The sequence below is a fragment of the Janthinobacterium agaricidamnosum genome, assembly GCF_003667705.1.
Lineage (GTDB): Bacteria > Pseudomonadota > Gammaproteobacteria > Burkholderiales > Burkholderiaceae_D > Janthinobacterium.
Window position 1 is genome coordinate 4504377 of record NZ_CP033019.1, and the last position, 16531, is coordinate 4520907.

Below are 16531 nucleotides of genomic sequence, written 5' to 3' on the forward strand. Positions count from 1 at the left end.
ACTCCATGCACGACACTCCCCGGCTGGCCCCCGCCCTGCGCGCGGCGGCGCCGGAAATCTACCTGTACGACGCGGCCAGCTTGCAATTGCTGGACGCCAACGATGCCGCCTGCGACAACTTGCAGTATGCACGCAAGGAATTGCTGGCGATGACGCCCTTCACGCTGGCGCCGCAGCTCGACGCGCAGCAGCTGGCCGCCGTGCTGGCCACCCTGGACGACAGCATCGGCGCGCAAGCCAGGCTGCACGTGCAGCAGCGGCGCCGCGATGGCAGCCTGTATTCGCTCAGCCTGCACCTGTCGCGCGCCCAGCGCCAGGGGCGCCCCCTGCTGCTGGCCGAGGGCGAAGACTTGCGCACGCCGCAGGCGACGGCCGCCGCCCTGGCGCAGGTGCAGTCGCGCTTCAACGCCATCGTCTCGAATACGCCGGGCCTCGTGTACCAGTTCTGCCTGCATGCGGATGGACGGGCGTCCTTTGCCTACCTGAGCGAAGGCTGCCAGGCCCTGCTGGGCCTGAGCCCGGCGCTGCTGCACGCGCGCCCGGAACTGTTTTACCAGTTGATCCTGGCCGACGACCGCGCTTCGTATCTGGAATCGATGCAAGCCTCAAAAAGCGCCTTGTGGAGCTGGAACTGGGAAGGCCGGATCTGGATCGATGCCTGGAAGGACGTCAAATGGATCAACCTGCGCTCGACGCCGCGCGCGCTGGCCGACGGCACGGTGCAGTGGGAAGGCATCATGACGAATATCACGGAAAGCCGGCTGGAACAGATCGAAGTGCGCCAGTCGCGCGCGCGCCTGGCCGAGCTGACGGCGCATATCGACAAGGTCAAGGAACACGAACGCACGCGCCTGGCGCGCGAATTGCACGATGACCTGGGCGGCAATTTGACGGCGATCAAGATGGCGCTGGCCATGCTGGCGCGCCGCCTGCCGCCGGACGACCCGCTGCTGCAGGAAAAGGCCGACTATGTCGATGCCCTGGTCGACCGCAGCATCGATGCCGTGCACCGCATTTCGCTGGACTTGCGCCCGTCCATGCTGGACCTGGGCCTGGTCGCCGCGCTGGACTGGCAGGTCAAGGAATTCGCGCGCCAGGCCGGCATCGAGTGCCAGTTCATTTCCAACCGCCAGCACATCGAACTGGAGCTGGACCAGGCGACCAGCCTGTTCCGCATCGCCCAGGAGGCGCTGACGAATATCGCCAAGCATGCGCAGGCGAGCAAGGTCAGCGTGCGCCTGGCCAGGCAGCGCCAGCATATCAGCCTGACCATCGCCGACAATGGCGTCGGCATGCGCCTGTCCGACCGCGCCAAGCCGCAGTCGTTCGGCATCCGCGGCATGGCCGAACGGGCCAGCGCGCTGGGCGGCAGCCTGAGCCTGATGGATGGGCCGGACGGCGGCACCATCCTGAGCATAAAAATCCGTCTGACCACCCCGCGAGAGGCGATAATAGCGGCTGCAGCCAGTGCGCCCGCGCACAGCGGGCCGCCGCCAGACGCGGCCTAGTGGGTGAATTAGATAGGAAACAATGCAGTCATGAAAGAAAAAGCCACCATCCGGGTATTCATCGCCGACGATCACGCGATCGTGCGCGAAGGCTTGAAGCAAATCCTCGCCGACACGAAAGACATCATCGTGGCCGGCGAAGCTGAAAATGGCCACGACGCCATCAAACTGTTCCGCGGCTCGAAATGCCAGGTGTTGTTGCTTGACATCTCCCTGCCCGACCGCAGCGGCATCGAGGTACTCAAGCAGATCAAAAAGGAAAAACCGGAACTGGCCGTGCTGATGCTGTCCATGCACCGCGAAGACCAGTACGCCATCCGTTCGCTCAAGGCGGGCGCGGCTGGCTACCTGACGAAACAGAGCGCGCCGCGCGAGCTGGTCACGGCCATCCGGCAAGTGGCGCAAGGGTTGAAATACATCAGCGCCTCGCTGGCGCAGGAACTGGCCAACACGGTGGGCGAAGACCACGAAACGGCCTTGCACGACACCTTGTCGGACCGCGAGTACCAGACGCTGGTCATGATTGCCTCGGGCAAGGCGGTGGGCGCCATCGCCGAAGAGCTCAAATTGTCCGTGAAAACCGTCAGCGAATACCGCGCCCGCTTGCTGGTCAAGATGAAGCTCAAGAATAGCGCGGAACTGACGCATTACGCCATCCGCAACCAGCTGGTGGATTGACGGCAAAGCAGCATGCCCGCTGGCATCGGGCGAATTGACAGGACTTCTCCTTGCTTCTCGCACAATAAGTTCTTTGCCAACTCGCATATCATGAGGATAATGAGAAATATCTAAAAAGGCTGTGCCTACATGTCCAGTAAATTGCCATCCTCACCAGCAGGCGCTCCCGCTGGCGCCACGAATACCGCCGCCGCTGCGGCGATGAACCCGGCCGATATCGCCCGCGAAGCGTTTCGCCGCCTGGCCACGCGCCGCATCGCCCCCACGCCGAGCGCCTACCGCGACATCTACAATGAAATCGCGGGCATCAGCGAAGCGGCCGAGACGCCGGCTACGCCGGGAGCCGTACTGGCCGCCAGCGCACCCACGGAGAGCGGCGCGGAAAACGTCCTCACGCAATTCGCCGCCAAGATGAGCGAATCGGCGGGCGAACTGGGCGACTTTGGCAAGCGTTTCCAGCGCGCCCTGAAAGCGCGCGACTGGGATGGCTATGCACGTACCCTGGCGCAACTGGCCGAGAAACAGGTCAAGAAAAGCGGCGGCATCGAATTGCCGCCCCTGCCGGACGGCGAACAGACGCGCACCCTGCGTGAATTGCTCAGCCGCACCCTGGGCTTTGCCGTCGCCACCTTGCTGACGGGCACGCCCGCGCTGGTGGAAGAGGCAGAGTCCCTGGGCGCGGCCATCAAGCTGGCCCACACGGAAGAAGCGCTGAACGAAGCGGCCCTGCGCCTGAAACAGCTGTGCTACCAGATCGAACTGAAAAGCGGCGACACGGCCGAGCAGCAGGAATTGTTGCTGCGCCTGTTCAAGCTGCTGCTCGACAACGTCAGCCAGCTGCTCGACGACGACAGCTGGCTGCGCGGCCAGGTCGACGCCGTGCAGAACCTGATCGCCGGTCCGCTCGACCAGCGCGCGCTGGAAGACGCCACGCGCAGCCTGAAGGAAGTCATCTACAAGCAAAGCCAGCTCAAGCACAGCCTGTCCGACGTCAAGCTGACGGTCAAGAACATGATGATGACCTTCATCGACCGCCTGGGGCAAGTGGCGGCCAGCACGGGCGACTTCCACGAAAAGATCGGCGGCTATTCGGAAAAGATCAGCCAGGCGGAAAATATCAGCGAGTTGAACAGCGTTCTCGACGAAGTCTTGCGCGAAACGCGCATGGTGCAGAACGAGGCCTTGCGCGCGCGCGACAAGATGGTGCTGGCGCGCCAGGAAGTGCAGGATGCGGAACAGCGTATCCACACGCTGGAAGCGAAGCTCCAGCATATGAGCGAACTGGTGCGGGAAGACCAGCTGACGGGCAGCCTGAACCGTCGCGGCCTGGACGACGTGTTCGAGCGCGAGACGGCCCGCTCGGACCGCCGCGGCACGCCGCTGTGCATCGCCATGCTGGACCTGGACGACTTCAAGCGCCTGAACGACACCTATGGCCACCTGGCCGGCGACGCCGCGCTGAAACACCTGGTGAAAATCGTCAAGGAAACCCTGCGCTCGATGGACGTCATCGCCCGCTTCGGCGGCGAGGAATTCCTCATCCTGCTGCCGGAAACCACGGTCGAAGCGGCCTCATCGACGATGACGCGGCTGCAACGCGAGCTGACCCGGCATTTCTTCCTGCACGACAACGAAAAAGTCCTGATCACCTTCTCCGCCGGCGTGGCCCTGCGCCTGCCCAACGAAGACCAGGCCGAACTCGTCAAACGCGCCGACCGCGCCATGTACCAGGCCAAGCAGACGGGCAAGAATCGGGTGGTGGTGGCGGATTGACGCCCGCCCGCTTCGCCACATGCCGTCCCGCCACTCGGCCGGACGGCATTTTTCATGGCATAAACAACAACACCCCTCACCCCCTGCAGCATGCCGCCAGCGTCCGCGCGATATGAAAATAAAACTATTTTTACCCTCAAGTTTTCTCAAACGCCGTCGTTTAGCGCGCGGCCAGCAGCAAACTGAAGGGCTAAAAATTAAAATTTAAAGCACTTTCCGCTATAAATTTTCCCGCAGAGCAACCGTTACCCTAAACAACAGCGGCTTGATTGTCCCGGAACAGCGGGGCAGGCCAAAGTGAACGGCACTTAGCACAATGTAGTATCTGTTTGGAGAATTAACATGGCTGCAGTAATTAATACCAACATTGCCTCCCTGAACTCACAGCGCAACCTGTCGACGTCGCAATCGGCCTTGACCACCTCGCTGCAACGTCTGTCTTCCGGTATGCGCATCAACAGCGCCAAGGATGACGCTGCTGGTCTGGCGATTTCCGACCGCATGACGTCGCAAATCCGCGGCATGACGCAGGCAACCCGCAATGCAAACGACGGCGTCTCGCTGGCTCAAACGGCCGAGGGTGCACTGTCGAGCTCGGGCGACATCCTGCAACGTATCCGCGAACTGGCAGTTCAATCGTCGAACGCCACCAACTCGTCGAGCGACCGTCAGGCTCTGCAAACCGAGGTTGGTCAACTGGGTTCGGAATTGAACCGCATCGCTCAAACCACTTCGTTCAACGGCCAGGCGCTGCTGGACGGCACCATGGGCACGGCCAACTTCCAGGTCGGCGCGGACGCGAATCAGCTGATTTCGGCCAGCGGCGCAAACTTCCTGACCAATACCTACGGCAACAACCGTATTGAGAATGATGCTGTTGCAGTCAAAGCAACGTCAACCAACGTTGCCGATGCAAAAGCCATCACCATCAACGGCAAGCTCGGTTCCGCCACCTACACTACGGCTACCGCTGCCGTAGGTCCTCCAGCTGTCCTGTCGGACACGGCTAAATCGATCGCTGCTGGCATCAACCAGAAAACCAGCGCTACCGGTGTCACCGCTACGGCAAAAACGGAAACCAACCTGGCCCTGGCCGCCGAATCGTACTCGTTCCAGATCGCATCGGACAACGATCCAGCCCAGACTCCTGTCACCGTGTCCTTCGCAGTGGGCGGCAGCGCAAGCAGCGCCACCGACTTCGCAGCAGGCATCAACGCCATCAATGCCCAATCGGCAAAGACCGGCGTGACGGCTCAGTACGACACGAAAAACGGCGGTATTAAGCTGAGCAATGCCAATGGCGCTGACATCAAGCTCACCAACGGCGCTACTGCGAACACCAAGTTCGATGTCGCAAGCTACAAGCTCGACGGCACCAAGACCACAGCGGTCGATAACAAAGGCGCTGCAGGTGTCGCTGTTGCAAACGGCACCGTGACGTTCGACTCGGACAGCAGCTTCTCCGTCACCGATGCCGGTTCCGGTCTGGGTCTGGGTGCGACTGGTGCAGGCGCCGGCAACCAAGGTTCGTCACTGAAGTCCGTCGCGTCGATCGACATCACGACGTTCGATGGCGCTCAGCTGGCCTTGAAAATCGCCGATGCAGCCTTGTCGACGGTCAATGGCCAACGTGCTCAGTACGGTGCATTGCAATCGCGCTTCGCTTCGGCGATCTCGAACCTGCAATCGACCACGGAAAACCTGTCGGCATCGCGCAGCCGCATCGTCGATACGGACTTTGCGTCGGAAACGGCCAACATGACCCGCGGCCAGATCCTGCAACAAGCTGGTACGGCCATGCTGGCGCAAGCGAACTCGCTGCCAAACGGCGTCCTGAGTCTGCTGCGCGGCTAATCTCCGATTAGCCAGGCAACAGCGTAGGACTCTGATTCCCCTGCCGGATTTTTTCGGCAGGGGAATTTTCACTAGGAGAGCACCATGACTATCGATACGATAGCGGCCGCCTCCGCGGCCAGGATAGACAAGAGTTACACCGCGACGGATACGTCGGCGGCGCGCCCGGCAACGCCACGCACGACGACGGAAAACGACGCAGCTGCACCACAACAAGTCAGCAAAGAACCCAGCCGCGAGCAGTTGAACAAGGCGGTATCGGAGCTGAACCAGTCATCGCAAATAAAAACGCAAGGCATTGAATTTTCCATCGACGAGGACAGCCAACGCACAGTGGTCAAGGTCATCGACCAGGAAACCAAAGAAGTGCTGCGCCAGATTCCCACCCGGGAAGCGCTGGAGCTGGCCAAGACGTTCGATTCGGCCAAGGGTTCCCTGATTAGCCAAAGCGCATAAGATGATGGCATTGTCCACGGAAGCGCAGCATCGTGGCAGCACGCATCAGCAGTTTACCGGGGCCAGGTAGCCTGACTACCGGGCCTCGTATTTTATTGCAAATACAGCAATATTCCCTTTTTTCCTCCCGCCTTTTTGTTTCGCCTGAAAACAGCGCGGTAATTCCCCCTCTCAAGTCCTGATTGATTCTGCCGATAACAGCTTATATTAGCGTTTTCCTAGGAGCATTCCGTGGCCATCACCCCTACAATTTCATCCGTTGGCATCGCCGCCGGCGCCAGCGGCCTGGACGTGAACGCCATCATCGACAAGCTGATGGCGGCCGAAGCCGTGCCACTGAATACCTTTGACAAGAAAACAGCGTCCTACCAGGCCAAGCTCAGCGCGCTGGGAACGCTCAGCGGTTCCGTCAGCAGTTTTCAGAGTTCGCTGTCGGCACTGACCAACTCGAATAACTTCCGCGCCGTCAGCGCCACGCCATCGGACCCGCTGGTGTTGTCGGCCAGCGCTGGCGCCAAGGCAGTGGCCGGCAGCTACAACATTAATGTTTCCCAGCTGGCCCAGGCGCAGACACTGACGTCCGGCGGCATGGCCAGCAAACTGTCGACCATCGGCAGCGGCGCCAAGACCACGGTGTCCTTCCAGCTTGGCGCACTCGCCGGCGGCACATTTGGTGTAACAGGCACGGCACTGGGCGGCAGCACCCTGCTCACGGGCGTCAGCAACGGCTCGCTGATTATCAATGGCACGGCCATCCCGACCGATGCCAGCACCAAGAGCGCGCGTGCGCTGGCCGACGCCATCAACGCCAAGAGCAGCACCACAGGCGTGACGGCCACTGCCCAGCCGACGGCCAGCAGCGCCAGCATGTTCACCGGTTTCGGCAACATTGCCACCGGCGCGGATGGCACGTATTCACTGTCGGTTGGCGGCATCGAGATCGTTACGCAAGGCAACGGCGTTGCCGCAGGCAGCGGCATCACGGCCGCCTCGCTCGATACGACACTGGCGGGCCCGAATCCCGTCTCAAACGCGCTGGCCGCCGCGAATATCACCGTCACAGGCACGGCAGCCGGCGGCAATCTGCAATTTACGCGCGCCGATGGTTCCAATATCAATATCGAGGAAGTGGTCACGGGCAGCACCATGGGCGGCATCGGCCATGCCTCCAATGCCGCCAACAACGGTTCGAACGTGACGATTGCCAGTTCGATCACCCTGGCTTCGGGCAATGCCAGCCCCATCACCATCGCCGGCAGCAATCCAGCGGCAGCCGGACTGACGGCAGGTTCGGGCGGCGCCTATATGAATACGGGCTTCACGCAGGATGGCACGCAAGCCACTGGTTCGGTGGTGATCGACTCCACCAACAACACCTTGCAGGGCATACGCGACGCCATCAACAACGCCAGTCTCGGCGTGACCGCCAGCATCGTTTCCGATGGCAGCGACAAGCCGTATCACCTGGTGCTCAGCTCGACAAAGACGGGCGCCAATTCAGCCATGAAGATCACACTCAGCGGCAGTGATGGCCAGCCCGCCGACAGCGCCTTGAGCGGTTTGCTGGCCTACGATGTGGCTGGCGCACAAAACTTGAAACAGAACAGCGCGGCCCAGAACACCATGTTCAGCGTCAACGGCATCGCCATCACCAGCAGTTCGAACAGCGTCGATACGGCGATCGAAGGCGTCACCTTGGGCATTACCAAAATTGGCACGTCCAGCCTGTCGGTGGCCAAAGATACAACAACGGTCAAAACCAGCATCACCGCCTTCGTCAAGGCCTACAACGATCTGAACACCGCGATCGGCAAAATGACGGCGTATAACCCCGATACCAAGACCGGCGGGGTTCTGCTCGGCGACTCCACCGTGCAATCGATCCAGACCCAGTTGCGTCGGCAGCTGGGCGTGCCGATTACAGGCCTGGGCAGCAGCATGAACACCTTGAGCCAGGTGGGTATCTCCTTTCAGAAGGATGGCAACCTGACTCTGGATACAAGCAAACTCGACAAGGCGATCAGCGCGAACTTCAGCGACATCGCCGGCCTGTTCTCGGCCATCGGCAAGGCCAGCGACAGCAACGTCGCGTTTACCAGCTCGACCGCGGCCACCAAGCCCGGGACCTATGACCTGACCATCACCACGATGGCCAGCCAGGGTTCGCTCACATCGGATGCTGCCATACCGGCCAGCACCACGATTGCCAGCGATACCACCTGGAATGTCACCGTGAACGATACGGAACCCTCGGCCGCGAAGAACACGGCCAAGGTGACGATACCGGCTGGCACTTATACCCCCACGCAACTGGCATCACTGGTGCAGTCATCAATCAACGGCATCAAAGCTTTCTCGGACAATGGCACCACGGTTTCCGCCGCGATCGATGGCACCGGCAAACTGGTCCTTTCCTCAAGTCGCTATGGTTCCGTCTCCAACCTCGCCGTGAGCAGCGACACCGGGACTGGCATTGGAACCCTGTTTGGCGCAGCCAAACCCGTCAAAGGCACCGACGTGGCCGGTACGCTGGGCGGGCAACCGGTCGTCGGCTCGGGCCAGACCCTGACGGGCGCCCCGGGCTCGCCAGCCGAAGGCTTGAAAATTGAAGTCACCGGAGGCGTCATCGGCTCGCGCGGCACGGTCAGCTTTTCGCAAGGGTATGCCTACCAATTGAACAACCTGGCGACTTCCTTCCTGGGCACGGATGGCATGATCACCGGACGCACGAACGGCATCAATGAAACCCTGAAGTCAGTGGCGGCGCAGCGCGACAAATTCAGCGCAAAATTGACCGAAATCGAAGCACGCTACCGCGCCCAATACACGCGCCTCGACGTTACGCTAAGCAAATTGCAGTCCACGCAAACTTATTTGACCCAGCAGTTGGCTTCCATCGCCGCCAACCGTTAAGCGCTATCATCAGGAGAAATATATGTTTGGAACCCAACAACGCGGCGTCAACGCCTATGCCAAGGTCGGCCTGGAAACGGGCATCGGCTCGGCCTCGCCGCACAAGCTGATCGTCATGCTGTACGACGGCGCCCTGGTGGCCGTGCTCAGCGCGCAGATGCACATGAATTCAGGCAACATCCCGGAAAAGGGCAAATCCATCTCGAAAGCCATCCAGATCATCGACAATGGCTTGCGCGCCAGCCTGGACAAGGAAGTGGGCGGCCAGATCGCCGAAGGCCTCGACGCCCTGTATGAATACATGAGCGCGCGTCTGCTGGCGGCCAACATCCGCAACGATCTTGGCATGCTGGAAGAAGTACAGCGCCTGCTGACCGACCTGCGCGAAACCTGGAACGCCATCGGCGCCACGCCGGCCGCCATTCCCGGCGCCGATTTGAAACGTATGCCCAGCCTTGCGAGCGCCTGATCCATGATGACCCACCAAGAAGTCCTGACCACCTACGAAGCCATGCAGACCCTGACGGGCCGGATGGTGACCGCCGCCACCAACGCCGACTGGGACGAGCTCGAAGCGCTGGAACAGCGCATCAGCGCGCATGTGGCCGCGCTGAAGGCGAATGAAGAAAAAGTCGTGCTGGAGACCGCCGGCCGCCAGCGCAAGGTCGCCCTGATCAAGCAGATCCTGGAAGACGACCGCAAGATCCGCGACCTGACCATGCCGTGGATGGCGCAATTGTCCAAGCTGATCAACAGCACGGGCACCGAGCGGCGCCTGGCCAACGCCTACGGCGTCTAAACGCCCACGGGGCAAGGCGAGCTATCATGTTGCCGAAGATGGATGCGATCGGCATGACGCCCCTGACCCCGGTCAAGCCCACGCGGGCTGCCGATGCCGTCGCCGACCCGCGCCAGGCCGAGTTCCAGCGCTCGCTGCAGGGACTGATCGGCAAATCCATGCAGGGACAGGTGCTGGCCCGCATGGGCGACGGCAGCTTTCTCGTGCGCGTGGCCGGTACGCCAGCCCGCATGCAGCTGCCCGCGGGCGCCCAGGCGGGCACGGAAATCCCGCTGACCTTGATTGGCATCAATCCCCGCCCTTCTTTTCAAATCGGCAATAACCGCGACCAGCCCGCCAGCGCCCTGCTGACATATGCGGACGCGGAAGCCGAGCCCGAGGCTGCCGACCTGCGCGGCCCCCAGGCCGGCGCCGCCCAGGCCGGCACGCGCGCCAGCAGCACGGCCGCCACCCTGCTCAGCCGCGCACCGCTGACGCCGGCCAATCTGCTGCCCACCCTGGCCGGCGACACGCCGGCGCCGGAGCTGAGCACCACCGCGCGCGCCATCAGCACAGTGCTCAGCCAGGCGGAAAGCGTGCCCGGCGCGCCCCTGTCCCTGGTCGGCAAGACGCCGCTGATGGCCACGCCAAACGCCGCCCCGGCCCAGGTGGCCCAGGAACTGCAGGATGCCGTCGGCAGCAGCGGCCTGTTCTATGAATCGCATGTGGCCGAATGGGCCGAGGGCAAGCGGCCGCTGGCCTCGCTGTTGCTGGAACCGCAAATGCAGAAGGCGGCACAGGGCGACGTCGTCAGGACGGGCACCGACCTGGCATCGGCGCAACTGATCAATTTGCAGCTGCATACGCACGAACAGGCGCGCGTGCAATGGCAGGGCGAAGCCTGGCCCGGGCAGAAGATGCAATGGGATATCAGCCGCGATGCGCCGGAAGGACAGCAGCACGAGAGCCGTGACGCCGACGAGGAAGCGACGGCCTGGCGCAGCAATGTGCGCTTCCAGTTCCCCCTGCTGGGCGACCTGGCCGCGCACGTGGTGTTGCAGGGCGGCAGCGTGGCCATCCAGCTGCAAGCGGGCAGCGAAGGCAGCGCCGATACCTTGCGCCAGCATGCGGCGCGGCTGGAAGCGTCGCTGGCCGCAGCCGGATGGCCATTGTCATCGTTGACGATCGCCGGCAAGCCGCAGGCGGCTGGAGAAGACGATGCTTGACGACACCAAGCGCAAGGTGCCGCAGACAGCCGTTGCCCTCGCTTACCAGAGCGGCACGCCGGCGCCCAAGGTGGTGGCCAAGGGCAGCGGCCTGATCGCGGACCAGATCATCAGCACGGCGCGCGAACATGGCGTCTTCGTGCATGAGTCGAAGGAATTGGTGGCGCTGCTGATGGATGTCGACCTGGACCGCCAGATTCCGCCCGGCCTGTATCGGGCGATTGCGGAACTGCTGGCCTGGTTATATCATATTGAATCTGCGAATGGCGGGCCGATTCCGCCGCCGCCCGACACCAGCGTCAACCTCACCGATACATAGACAGGCATCAATGCAAGCACATATTATGGATTCCGGTCTCGAAAACTGGCATGATTTTGAAGTGGAATCGCGGCGGGAAATCATTGCCTTGCTGCGCAGCATCAGCGAAAAGAACCAGCTGATCCGCATGCTGATCCACGGTGAGTCCGATGTGTGCGTCACGTCCATCCTGGAAGTCGATGCCGACCACAACACCGTCATCCTCGACCGTTCCGTGAACGCCGACCAGAACCGGCGCATGGTGGCCGCCACCGGCATTTCGTTTGAAACCTCGCTCGACAAGATCCGCATCCTGTTTGCCAGCGCCCTGGTGGAAGAGTGCAACCATGGCGGCACGCCCGCCCTGAAAATTGCCATTCCTGAAACACTGATCCGCCTGCAGCGGCGCGAGTATTACCGCATGACGACGCCCGTGAGCAATCCCGTGCGCGTCTCGATTCCCCTGCCGCCCTCGCTGGGCGGCGCCGACACCCTGTTTCCGCTGGCCGACATCAGCTGCGGCGGCATCGCCATCCTCGACAATAAACTGATGCTGGGCGAAACCATCGGCAGGGACTATCCCGGTTGCCGCATCGACCTGCCCGATGTCGGCATCGTCACCGCGACTTTGCAAATTCGCAATTCGCTGGACATGACCCTGCTCAACAATAAGCTGAACCGCCGCCTCGGCTGCCAGTTCGTCGACCTGCCGCGCAGCATGCTGGCGCACGTGCAGCGCTATATCACGCGCCTTGAACGAGAACGCAATGCGCGCATGGCGGGGCTGGGTTAATTCAATCCAGAGTCAAAGCTTAACGTTTCGCAAAAGCGTAGCGAGCGGCGATGATTTGCGGCCGAGACGCGCAGCTGTGCTGTAGCACAGCGAGCATCGCAGGCCGCAAAGCGCGCCGCGCAGTAGCTTTGGCTTTGGCGATACGTTAAACTTGCATATTCATGATCTCATGATATGCAGCAACTAATTTATTCCTTACCTGCACCGTCGCCTGGAATTCGATGCTCGACTTTTGCATCGATACCATCACGTCCGACAGGCTGACCTTTTCGTCACCCATGGTAAAGCGCTGGCCCAGCGCCGACGAAGCCTGTTGCGCGCCGCTCACGGAATCCAGTGCGCTCTTGAAGGCATCGGCAAAATTCACCTTCGCCGCCGGCATCTCGGTCTGGATCGCCGGTATTTTCGCCTCCGGCCGCGTGGCCGCCGACTTCAGTTGCGCGATCATCGCCTCGATCCTGCTGCTATCGATACCGCCTGTTTTCACTTCGCCTCCCGATTCTGGTGTGCTTCATAACTGTTCCATGCCTGTTGCACCCAGAGAACAAAACCCTGGCTTGCAAGGCAACGACGGGTACAATAACTTCCGTCACATGTTGCCAGGGTTCCACAATACCAGCGCCAACGCCAGCCGCTCGGCCGAGCAGGCGGCAAAAGCGCCTTCTATTTGGACGATTGAAGCGCGTGACAGTGGCGGATAATTCTGCATATCGCCCCCTCCTCCAGTGGAAGCGGCCCCCACTCACTACCCAACATACGCGCCCCGGAAGGCAATCATGGCTGTAGCCGAAGAAATCGATGTGAACCGCATACCACCGGAACCGGCGCCTGGCCGCTCGCCCGTGGAGTCCGTGCAAGCTTTCGCCAAGACGCCGATGGGCAAGAATTTCCTGCGCGGTCTGGGCGTGGCGGCACTGGTTGCCATCGGCGTGGCCCTGTACATGTGGAACCAGCCGCCCGAGTACAAGGTCCTGTTTTCCAACTACACGGACCGCGACGGCGGCGCCATCACCGCTTCGCTGGACCAGCTGGGCATCAAGCACAAGTTTTCCGAAGGCGGCGGCGCCATTCTCGTGCCGTCCGAGCAAGTCCATGACGCGCGCCTGAAACTGGCCGCGCAAGGCTTGCCGAAGGGCGGCAACGTGGGCTTCGAGCTGATGGAAAACCAGAAGCTCGGTGTCTCGCAATTCCTCGAACAGGTCAATTTCCAGCGCGCGCTCGAAGGCGAGCTGGCAAAATCGATCGAATCCGTGTCCGCCGTCGATACGGCGCGTGTCCACCTGGCGCTGCCCAAACCGTCCGTTTTCGTGCGCGAACAGCAAAAACCGACGGCTTCCGTGCTGCTGAACCTGCACCCGGGCCGCGGCCTGGACCAGCTGCAGGTGAGCGCCATCGTGCACCTGGTGGCGTCGAGCGTGCCCGAATTGCTGCCAATCAATGTCACTGTGGTCGACCAGGCCGGCACCCTGCTGTCGAACCAGGAAAAGGACAAGGACCGCGCCAACGGCATCAAGAGCCTGGACCCGAACCAGCTGAAATACGTGCAGCAATTGCAGCAAAGCGTGATCAAGCAGGTCGAATCGATCTTGCTGCCCATCGTCGGCGAAGGCAATGTGCGCGCCGAAGCGACGGCCGATGTCGATTTCTCGCAAAGCGAACAGGCGGCCGAAACCTACAAGCCGAACTCGCCGCCGGAAGCGTCCACCATCCGCAGCCAGCAAACGAGCGAATCGACGGGCGCCGGCAATGCCAACCCGTCCGGCGTGCCGGGCGCGCTGTCGAACCAGCCGCCAGGCGTGGCGACGGCGCCATTGACGGCCGAGGCGCCGGGCGCCCCGGCTGGCGCGCCGACGGCGCCGACACAGAAGGAATCGACGACCAATTATGAAGTCGACAAGACCGTGCGCTACGAGCAGAAATCCATGGGCGGCCTGCGCCGCCTGTCGGTGGCCGTCGTCGTCAACTACCGCCGCAGCTTCGACAAGGATGGCAAGGTCACGGTCAAGCCGATTTCCCCTGCCGAAATGGTCCAGATCAACAATCTGGTCAAGGAAGCGATGGGCTACAACAAGGAGCGCGGCGACAGCTTCAGCGTGGCCAACTCGCCGTTCGACGGCATCGACCGCGCGCCGGAAGGCAAGCTCGAGTGGTGGCGCGACCCGGCCAACTTGCCGCTGGCCAAGGAACTGGCGAAATTCCTCATCACGGCCCTGATCCTGCTGTACATCTTCATCAAGATCGTGCGCCCGATGCTGCGCCCCGTGATGCGCAAGATCGACGATTTCGGCGCCCCGCCGCCCGTCATCGAGCCGGAACTGGCCAAGGAGGGCGAAGAAAACGAAGTCCTGCTCAGCGAAGCGGAGCTGGAAGAACTGGAAGAAGATACGGCGCGCGGTTATCGCGAAAACCTGGCGATGGCCAGAAAACTGGCGCAGGAAGACCCGCGCGTGGTGGCCAACGTAATCAAAGCATGGATAGGCAATAATGACTGAGACAACGGGACTGCAAAAAGCATCGATCCTGATGCTGGCACTGGGCGAGAGCGAAGCGGCCGAGGTCATGAAATTCCTCGGCCCGCGCGAAGTGCTGAAACTGGGCGCCGCCATGGCCACCATGAAGGGCATCGCGCACGAGCAGGTGGTCGAGGTGCTCGGCGACTTCCGCGCGCAGACGGAACTCAATTCCACCGTCGGCCTCGATTCGGACGAATATATCCGGCAAGTGCTGACCAAGGCGCTGGGCGACGACAAGGCGTCCGTGCTGCTGTCGCGCATCCTGGGCGGCAAGGATGCCTCCGGCATCGAATCGCTGAAATGGATGGACTCGCAATCCGTGTCCGAGCTGATCCGCAACGAACACCCGCAGATCATCGCCACCATCCTCGTCCACCTGGAACGCGACCAGGCCTGCGAAATCCTCGGCCACTTCACGGACCGCCTGCGCAACGACGTGGTCTTGCGCATCGCCACCCTGGACGGCGTGCAGCCGGCCGCCTTGCGCGAACTCAACGATGTGCTGACAAAACTGCTGTCGGGTAACGAAAACATCAAGAAATCGTCGCTGGGCGGCGTGCGCGCGGCAGCCGAAATCCTGAACTTCATGAGCGGCGAGCAGGAAGGCTCCGTCATGGACAATATCAAGAACTACGACAACGACATGGCGCAAAAGATCATGGACGAAATGTTCGTGTTCGACAACGTGATCGATATCGACGACCGCGGCATCCAGCTGCTGCTGCGCGAAGTGCAGTCGGAAATGCTGATCATCGCCCTGAAGGGCGCCTCGCAGGAACTGCGCGACAAGATCTTCAAGAACATGTCGCAGCGCGCCGGCGAGATGATGCGCGAAGACCTCGAATCGAAAGGCCCCGTGCGCCTGTCGGAAGTGGAATCGCAGCAGAAACAGATCCTGCAGATCGTGCGCCGCCTGGCGGACGAGGGACAGATTGTCTTAGGCGGAAAAGGCGAGGATTCGTTTGTCTAATTTGATTCCCAAAGAGCAGCAAACCGCGTACCAGCGCTGGGAAATGACCTCGTTTGGCGACGAGCGCCCCAGCGTGGTGGCGGCGCGCAAGCTGCTCGAACCCGATCCCGAACCGGAATTCGATCCTTTTGCCGAGCTGCACGAGGAAGAGCCGGCCCCGCCGCTCGAATACCCGACGCAGGAAGAAATCGACGCCATCCGCGAGGAAGCGCGCGCCACGGCCTTCGAGGAAGGCCGCGCTGCCGGCTATGCGGAAGGCCACGCGGCCGGGCATGCCGACGGCCATGCCGAATCGTATGCACAAGGCAAGGCTGCCTCGGCCGTGGAACTGGCGCACCTGCAAACCATCGCCGTCGACTTCGGCACGGCCGTGCACCAGGCCGACGAACTGATCGCCAACGACGTGATGGAACTGGCCCTGCAGCTGGCCAAGGGCATGCTCAAGACCGCCTTGCCCGTGCGCCCCGAACTGATGCTGCCGATGGTGCGCGAAGCCATCGAATACTTGCCTGTGCTGCAACAACCGGCCTTGCTGATGCTCAATCCGGAAGACGCGCAAGTAGTACGCGACGGTATCGGCGATGAACTCGACAAAGGTGGCTGGCGCGTCATCGAAGATCCGTCCGTGGAACGCGGCGGTTGCAAGATCGACACGGCCAGCAACCAGATCGACGCGCAGGCATCCACCCGCTGGCAGCGCCTGACGCATGCGCTGGGCAAAGACCTGGACTGGCTGGCGCCGTGAGCGAGCCCGTCAAAGGCCCCACTGCC

General features: G+C 62.0%; 15 protein-coding genes. 14 read left to right on the top strand and 1 reads right to left on the bottom strand.

The genetic code is table 11. The annotated features are described in order from the left end of the window. Nucleotides 1–5 precede the first annotated feature (5 nt). The 11 genes from D9M09_RS20355 to D9M09_RS20405 all read left to right on the top strand — a co-directional run bounded on the left by D9M09_RS20355 (nt 6) and on the right by D9M09_RS20405 (nt 12277). Nucleotides 6–1508, top strand: coding sequence for a sensor histidine kinase (locus D9M09_RS20355; RefSeq protein ID WP_240453430.1), 1503 nt, complete (start codon nt 6–8; stop codon nt 1506–1508). Between the two features lie 30 nt (nt 1509–1538). Further along, nucleotides 1539–2186 (top strand): response regulator, encoded by a 648-nt coding sequence (locus tag D9M09_RS20360; protein ID WP_034753998.1) that lies wholly within the window; start codon nt 1539–1541, stop codon nt 2184–2186. A 201-nt stretch (nt 2187–2387) separates the two neighbouring features. Beyond that, nucleotides 2388–3959, top strand: a complete 1572-nt coding sequence (locus tag D9M09_RS20365; RefSeq protein ID WP_070222378.1) for a diguanylate cyclase — start codon at nt 2388–2390, stop codon at nt 3957–3959. A 342-nt stretch (nt 3960–4301) separates the two neighbouring features. After that, a complete protein-coding gene (locus D9M09_RS20370) occupies nt 4302–5813 on the top strand; it encodes a flagellin (protein ID WP_070312021.1) in 1512 nt (503 codons plus the stop codon). 84 nt (nt 5814–5897) lie between these two features. Further along, nucleotides 5898–6269, top strand: a complete 372-nt coding sequence (locus tag D9M09_RS20375) for a flagellar protein FlaG (RefSeq protein ID WP_121670246.1) — start codon at nt 5898–5900, stop codon at nt 6267–6269. 231 nt (nt 6270–6500) lie between these two features. Beyond that, complete coding sequence (gene fliD / locus D9M09_RS20380; RefSeq protein WP_240453431.1) at nt 6501–9182, top strand: flagellar filament capping protein FliD; 2682 nt, start codon at nt 6501–6503, stop codon at nt 9180–9182. A gap of 22 nt (nt 9183–9204) precedes the next feature. Further along, nucleotides 9205–9651 (top strand): flagellar export chaperone FliS, encoded by a 447-nt coding sequence (fliS, locus tag D9M09_RS20385; protein ID WP_070222372.1) that lies wholly within the window; start codon nt 9205–9207, stop codon nt 9649–9651. Nucleotides 9652–9654: 3 nt separating this feature from the next. Further along, complete coding sequence (locus D9M09_RS20390) at nt 9655–9981, top strand: flagellar protein FliT (RefSeq protein ID WP_121670247.1); 327 nt, start codon at nt 9655–9657, stop codon at nt 9979–9981. Nucleotides 9982–10007: 26 nt separating this feature from the next. Next, nucleotides 10008–11186, top strand: coding sequence for a flagellar hook-length control protein FliK (locus tag D9M09_RS20395; RefSeq protein WP_121670248.1), 1179 nt, complete (start codon nt 10008–10010; stop codon nt 11184–11186). Next, complete coding sequence (locus tag D9M09_RS20400; protein WP_035821344.1) at nt 11179–11505, top strand: EscU/YscU/HrcU family type III secretion system export apparatus switch protein; 327 nt, start codon at nt 11179–11181, stop codon at nt 11503–11505. The genes D9M09_RS20395 and D9M09_RS20400 overlap by 8 nt, the downstream gene beginning before the upstream one ends. 25 nt (nt 11506–11530) lie before the next feature. Beyond that, entirely contained in the window at nt 11531–12277 is a 747-nt protein-coding gene (locus D9M09_RS20405) for a flagellar brake protein (protein WP_121670249.1), read from the top strand. Nucleotides 12278–12422: 145 nt separating this feature from the next. Here the strand turns inward: D9M09_RS20405 and fliE are convergent, their stop codons facing one another. Continuing rightward, complete coding sequence (gene fliE / locus D9M09_RS20410; protein WP_230502628.1) at nt 12423–12725, bottom strand: flagellar hook-basal body complex protein FliE; 303 nt, start codon at nt 12723–12725, stop codon at nt 12423–12425. Between the two features lie 328 nt (nt 12726–13053). Between fliE and fliF the strand changes: the two genes are divergently transcribed. The 3 genes from fliF to D9M09_RS20425 are packed head-to-tail and all read left to right on the top strand — an operon-like array spanning nt 13054 to nt 16505. Next, the gene (gene fliF, locus D9M09_RS20415) at nt 13054–14769 is read left to right on the top strand and encodes a flagellar basal-body MS-ring/collar protein FliF (RefSeq protein WP_070289137.1); all 1716 of its coding nucleotides are present in this window, start codon (nt 13054–13056) and stop codon (nt 14767–14769) included. Next, nucleotides 14762–15760 (top strand): flagellar motor switch protein FliG, encoded by a 999-nt coding sequence (gene fliG, locus D9M09_RS20420; protein ID WP_034754023.1) that lies wholly within the window; start codon nt 14762–14764, stop codon nt 15758–15760. Before fliF ends, fliG begins: the two co-directional genes overlap by 8 nt. A gap of 43 nt (nt 15761–15803) precedes the next feature. Continuing rightward, nucleotides 15804–16505 carry a flagellar assembly protein FliH gene (locus tag D9M09_RS20425; protein WP_121671169.1) on the top strand — a complete coding sequence of 234 codons (702 nt, stop codon included), beginning with the start codon at nt 15804–15806 and terminating at the stop codon, nt 16503–16505. Nucleotides 16506–16531: the final 26 nt, after the last annotated feature.

Excerpts from the sequence above, each read along its gene's own strand:
- D9M09_RS20355 (WP_240453430.1), top strand. The coding sequence starts at position 6 with ATGCACGACACTCCCCGGCTGGCCCCCGCCCTGCGCGCGGCGGCGCCG.
- D9M09_RS20360 (WP_034753998.1), top strand. The coding sequence starts at position 1,539 with ATGAAAGAAAAAGCCACCATCCGGGTATTCATCGCCGACGATCACGCG.
- D9M09_RS20365 (WP_070222378.1), top strand. The coding sequence starts at position 2,388 with ATGAACCCGGCCGATATCGCCCGCGAAGCGTTTCGCCGCCTGGCCACG.
- D9M09_RS20370 (WP_070312021.1), top strand. The coding sequence starts at position 4,302 with ATGGCTGCAGTAATTAATACCAACATTGCCTCCCTGAACTCACAGCGC.
- D9M09_RS20375 (WP_121670246.1), top strand. The coding sequence starts at position 5,898 with ATGACTATCGATACGATAGCGGCCGCCTCCGCGGCCAGGATAGACAAG.
- fliS (WP_070222372.1), top strand. The coding sequence starts at position 9,205 with ATGTTTGGAACCCAACAACGCGGCGTCAACGCCTATGCCAAGGTCGGC.
- D9M09_RS20390 (WP_121670247.1), top strand. The coding sequence starts at position 9,655 with ATGATGACCCACCAAGAAGTCCTGACCACCTACGAAGCCATGCAGACC.
- D9M09_RS20395 (WP_121670248.1), top strand. The coding sequence starts at position 10,008 with ATGTTGCCGAAGATGGATGCGATCGGCATGACGCCCCTGACCCCGGTC.
- D9M09_RS20400 (WP_035821344.1), top strand. The coding sequence starts at position 11,179 with ATGCTTGACGACACCAAGCGCAAGGTGCCGCAGACAGCCGTTGCCCTC.
- D9M09_RS20405 (WP_121670249.1), top strand. The coding sequence starts at position 11,531 with ATGGATTCCGGTCTCGAAAACTGGCATGATTTTGAAGTGGAATCGCGG.
- fliE (WP_230502628.1), bottom strand. The coding sequence starts at position 12,725 with ATGATCGCGCAACTGAAGTCGGCGGCCACGCGGCCGGAGGCGAAAATA.
- fliF (WP_070289137.1), top strand. The coding sequence starts at position 13,054 with ATGGCTGTAGCCGAAGAAATCGATGTGAACCGCATACCACCGGAACCG.
- fliG (WP_034754023.1), top strand. The coding sequence starts at position 14,762 with ATGACTGAGACAACGGGACTGCAAAAAGCATCGATCCTGATGCTGGCA.
- D9M09_RS20425 (WP_121671169.1), top strand. The coding sequence starts at position 15,804 with ATGACCTCGTTTGGCGACGAGCGCCCCAGCGTGGTGGCGGCGCGCAAG.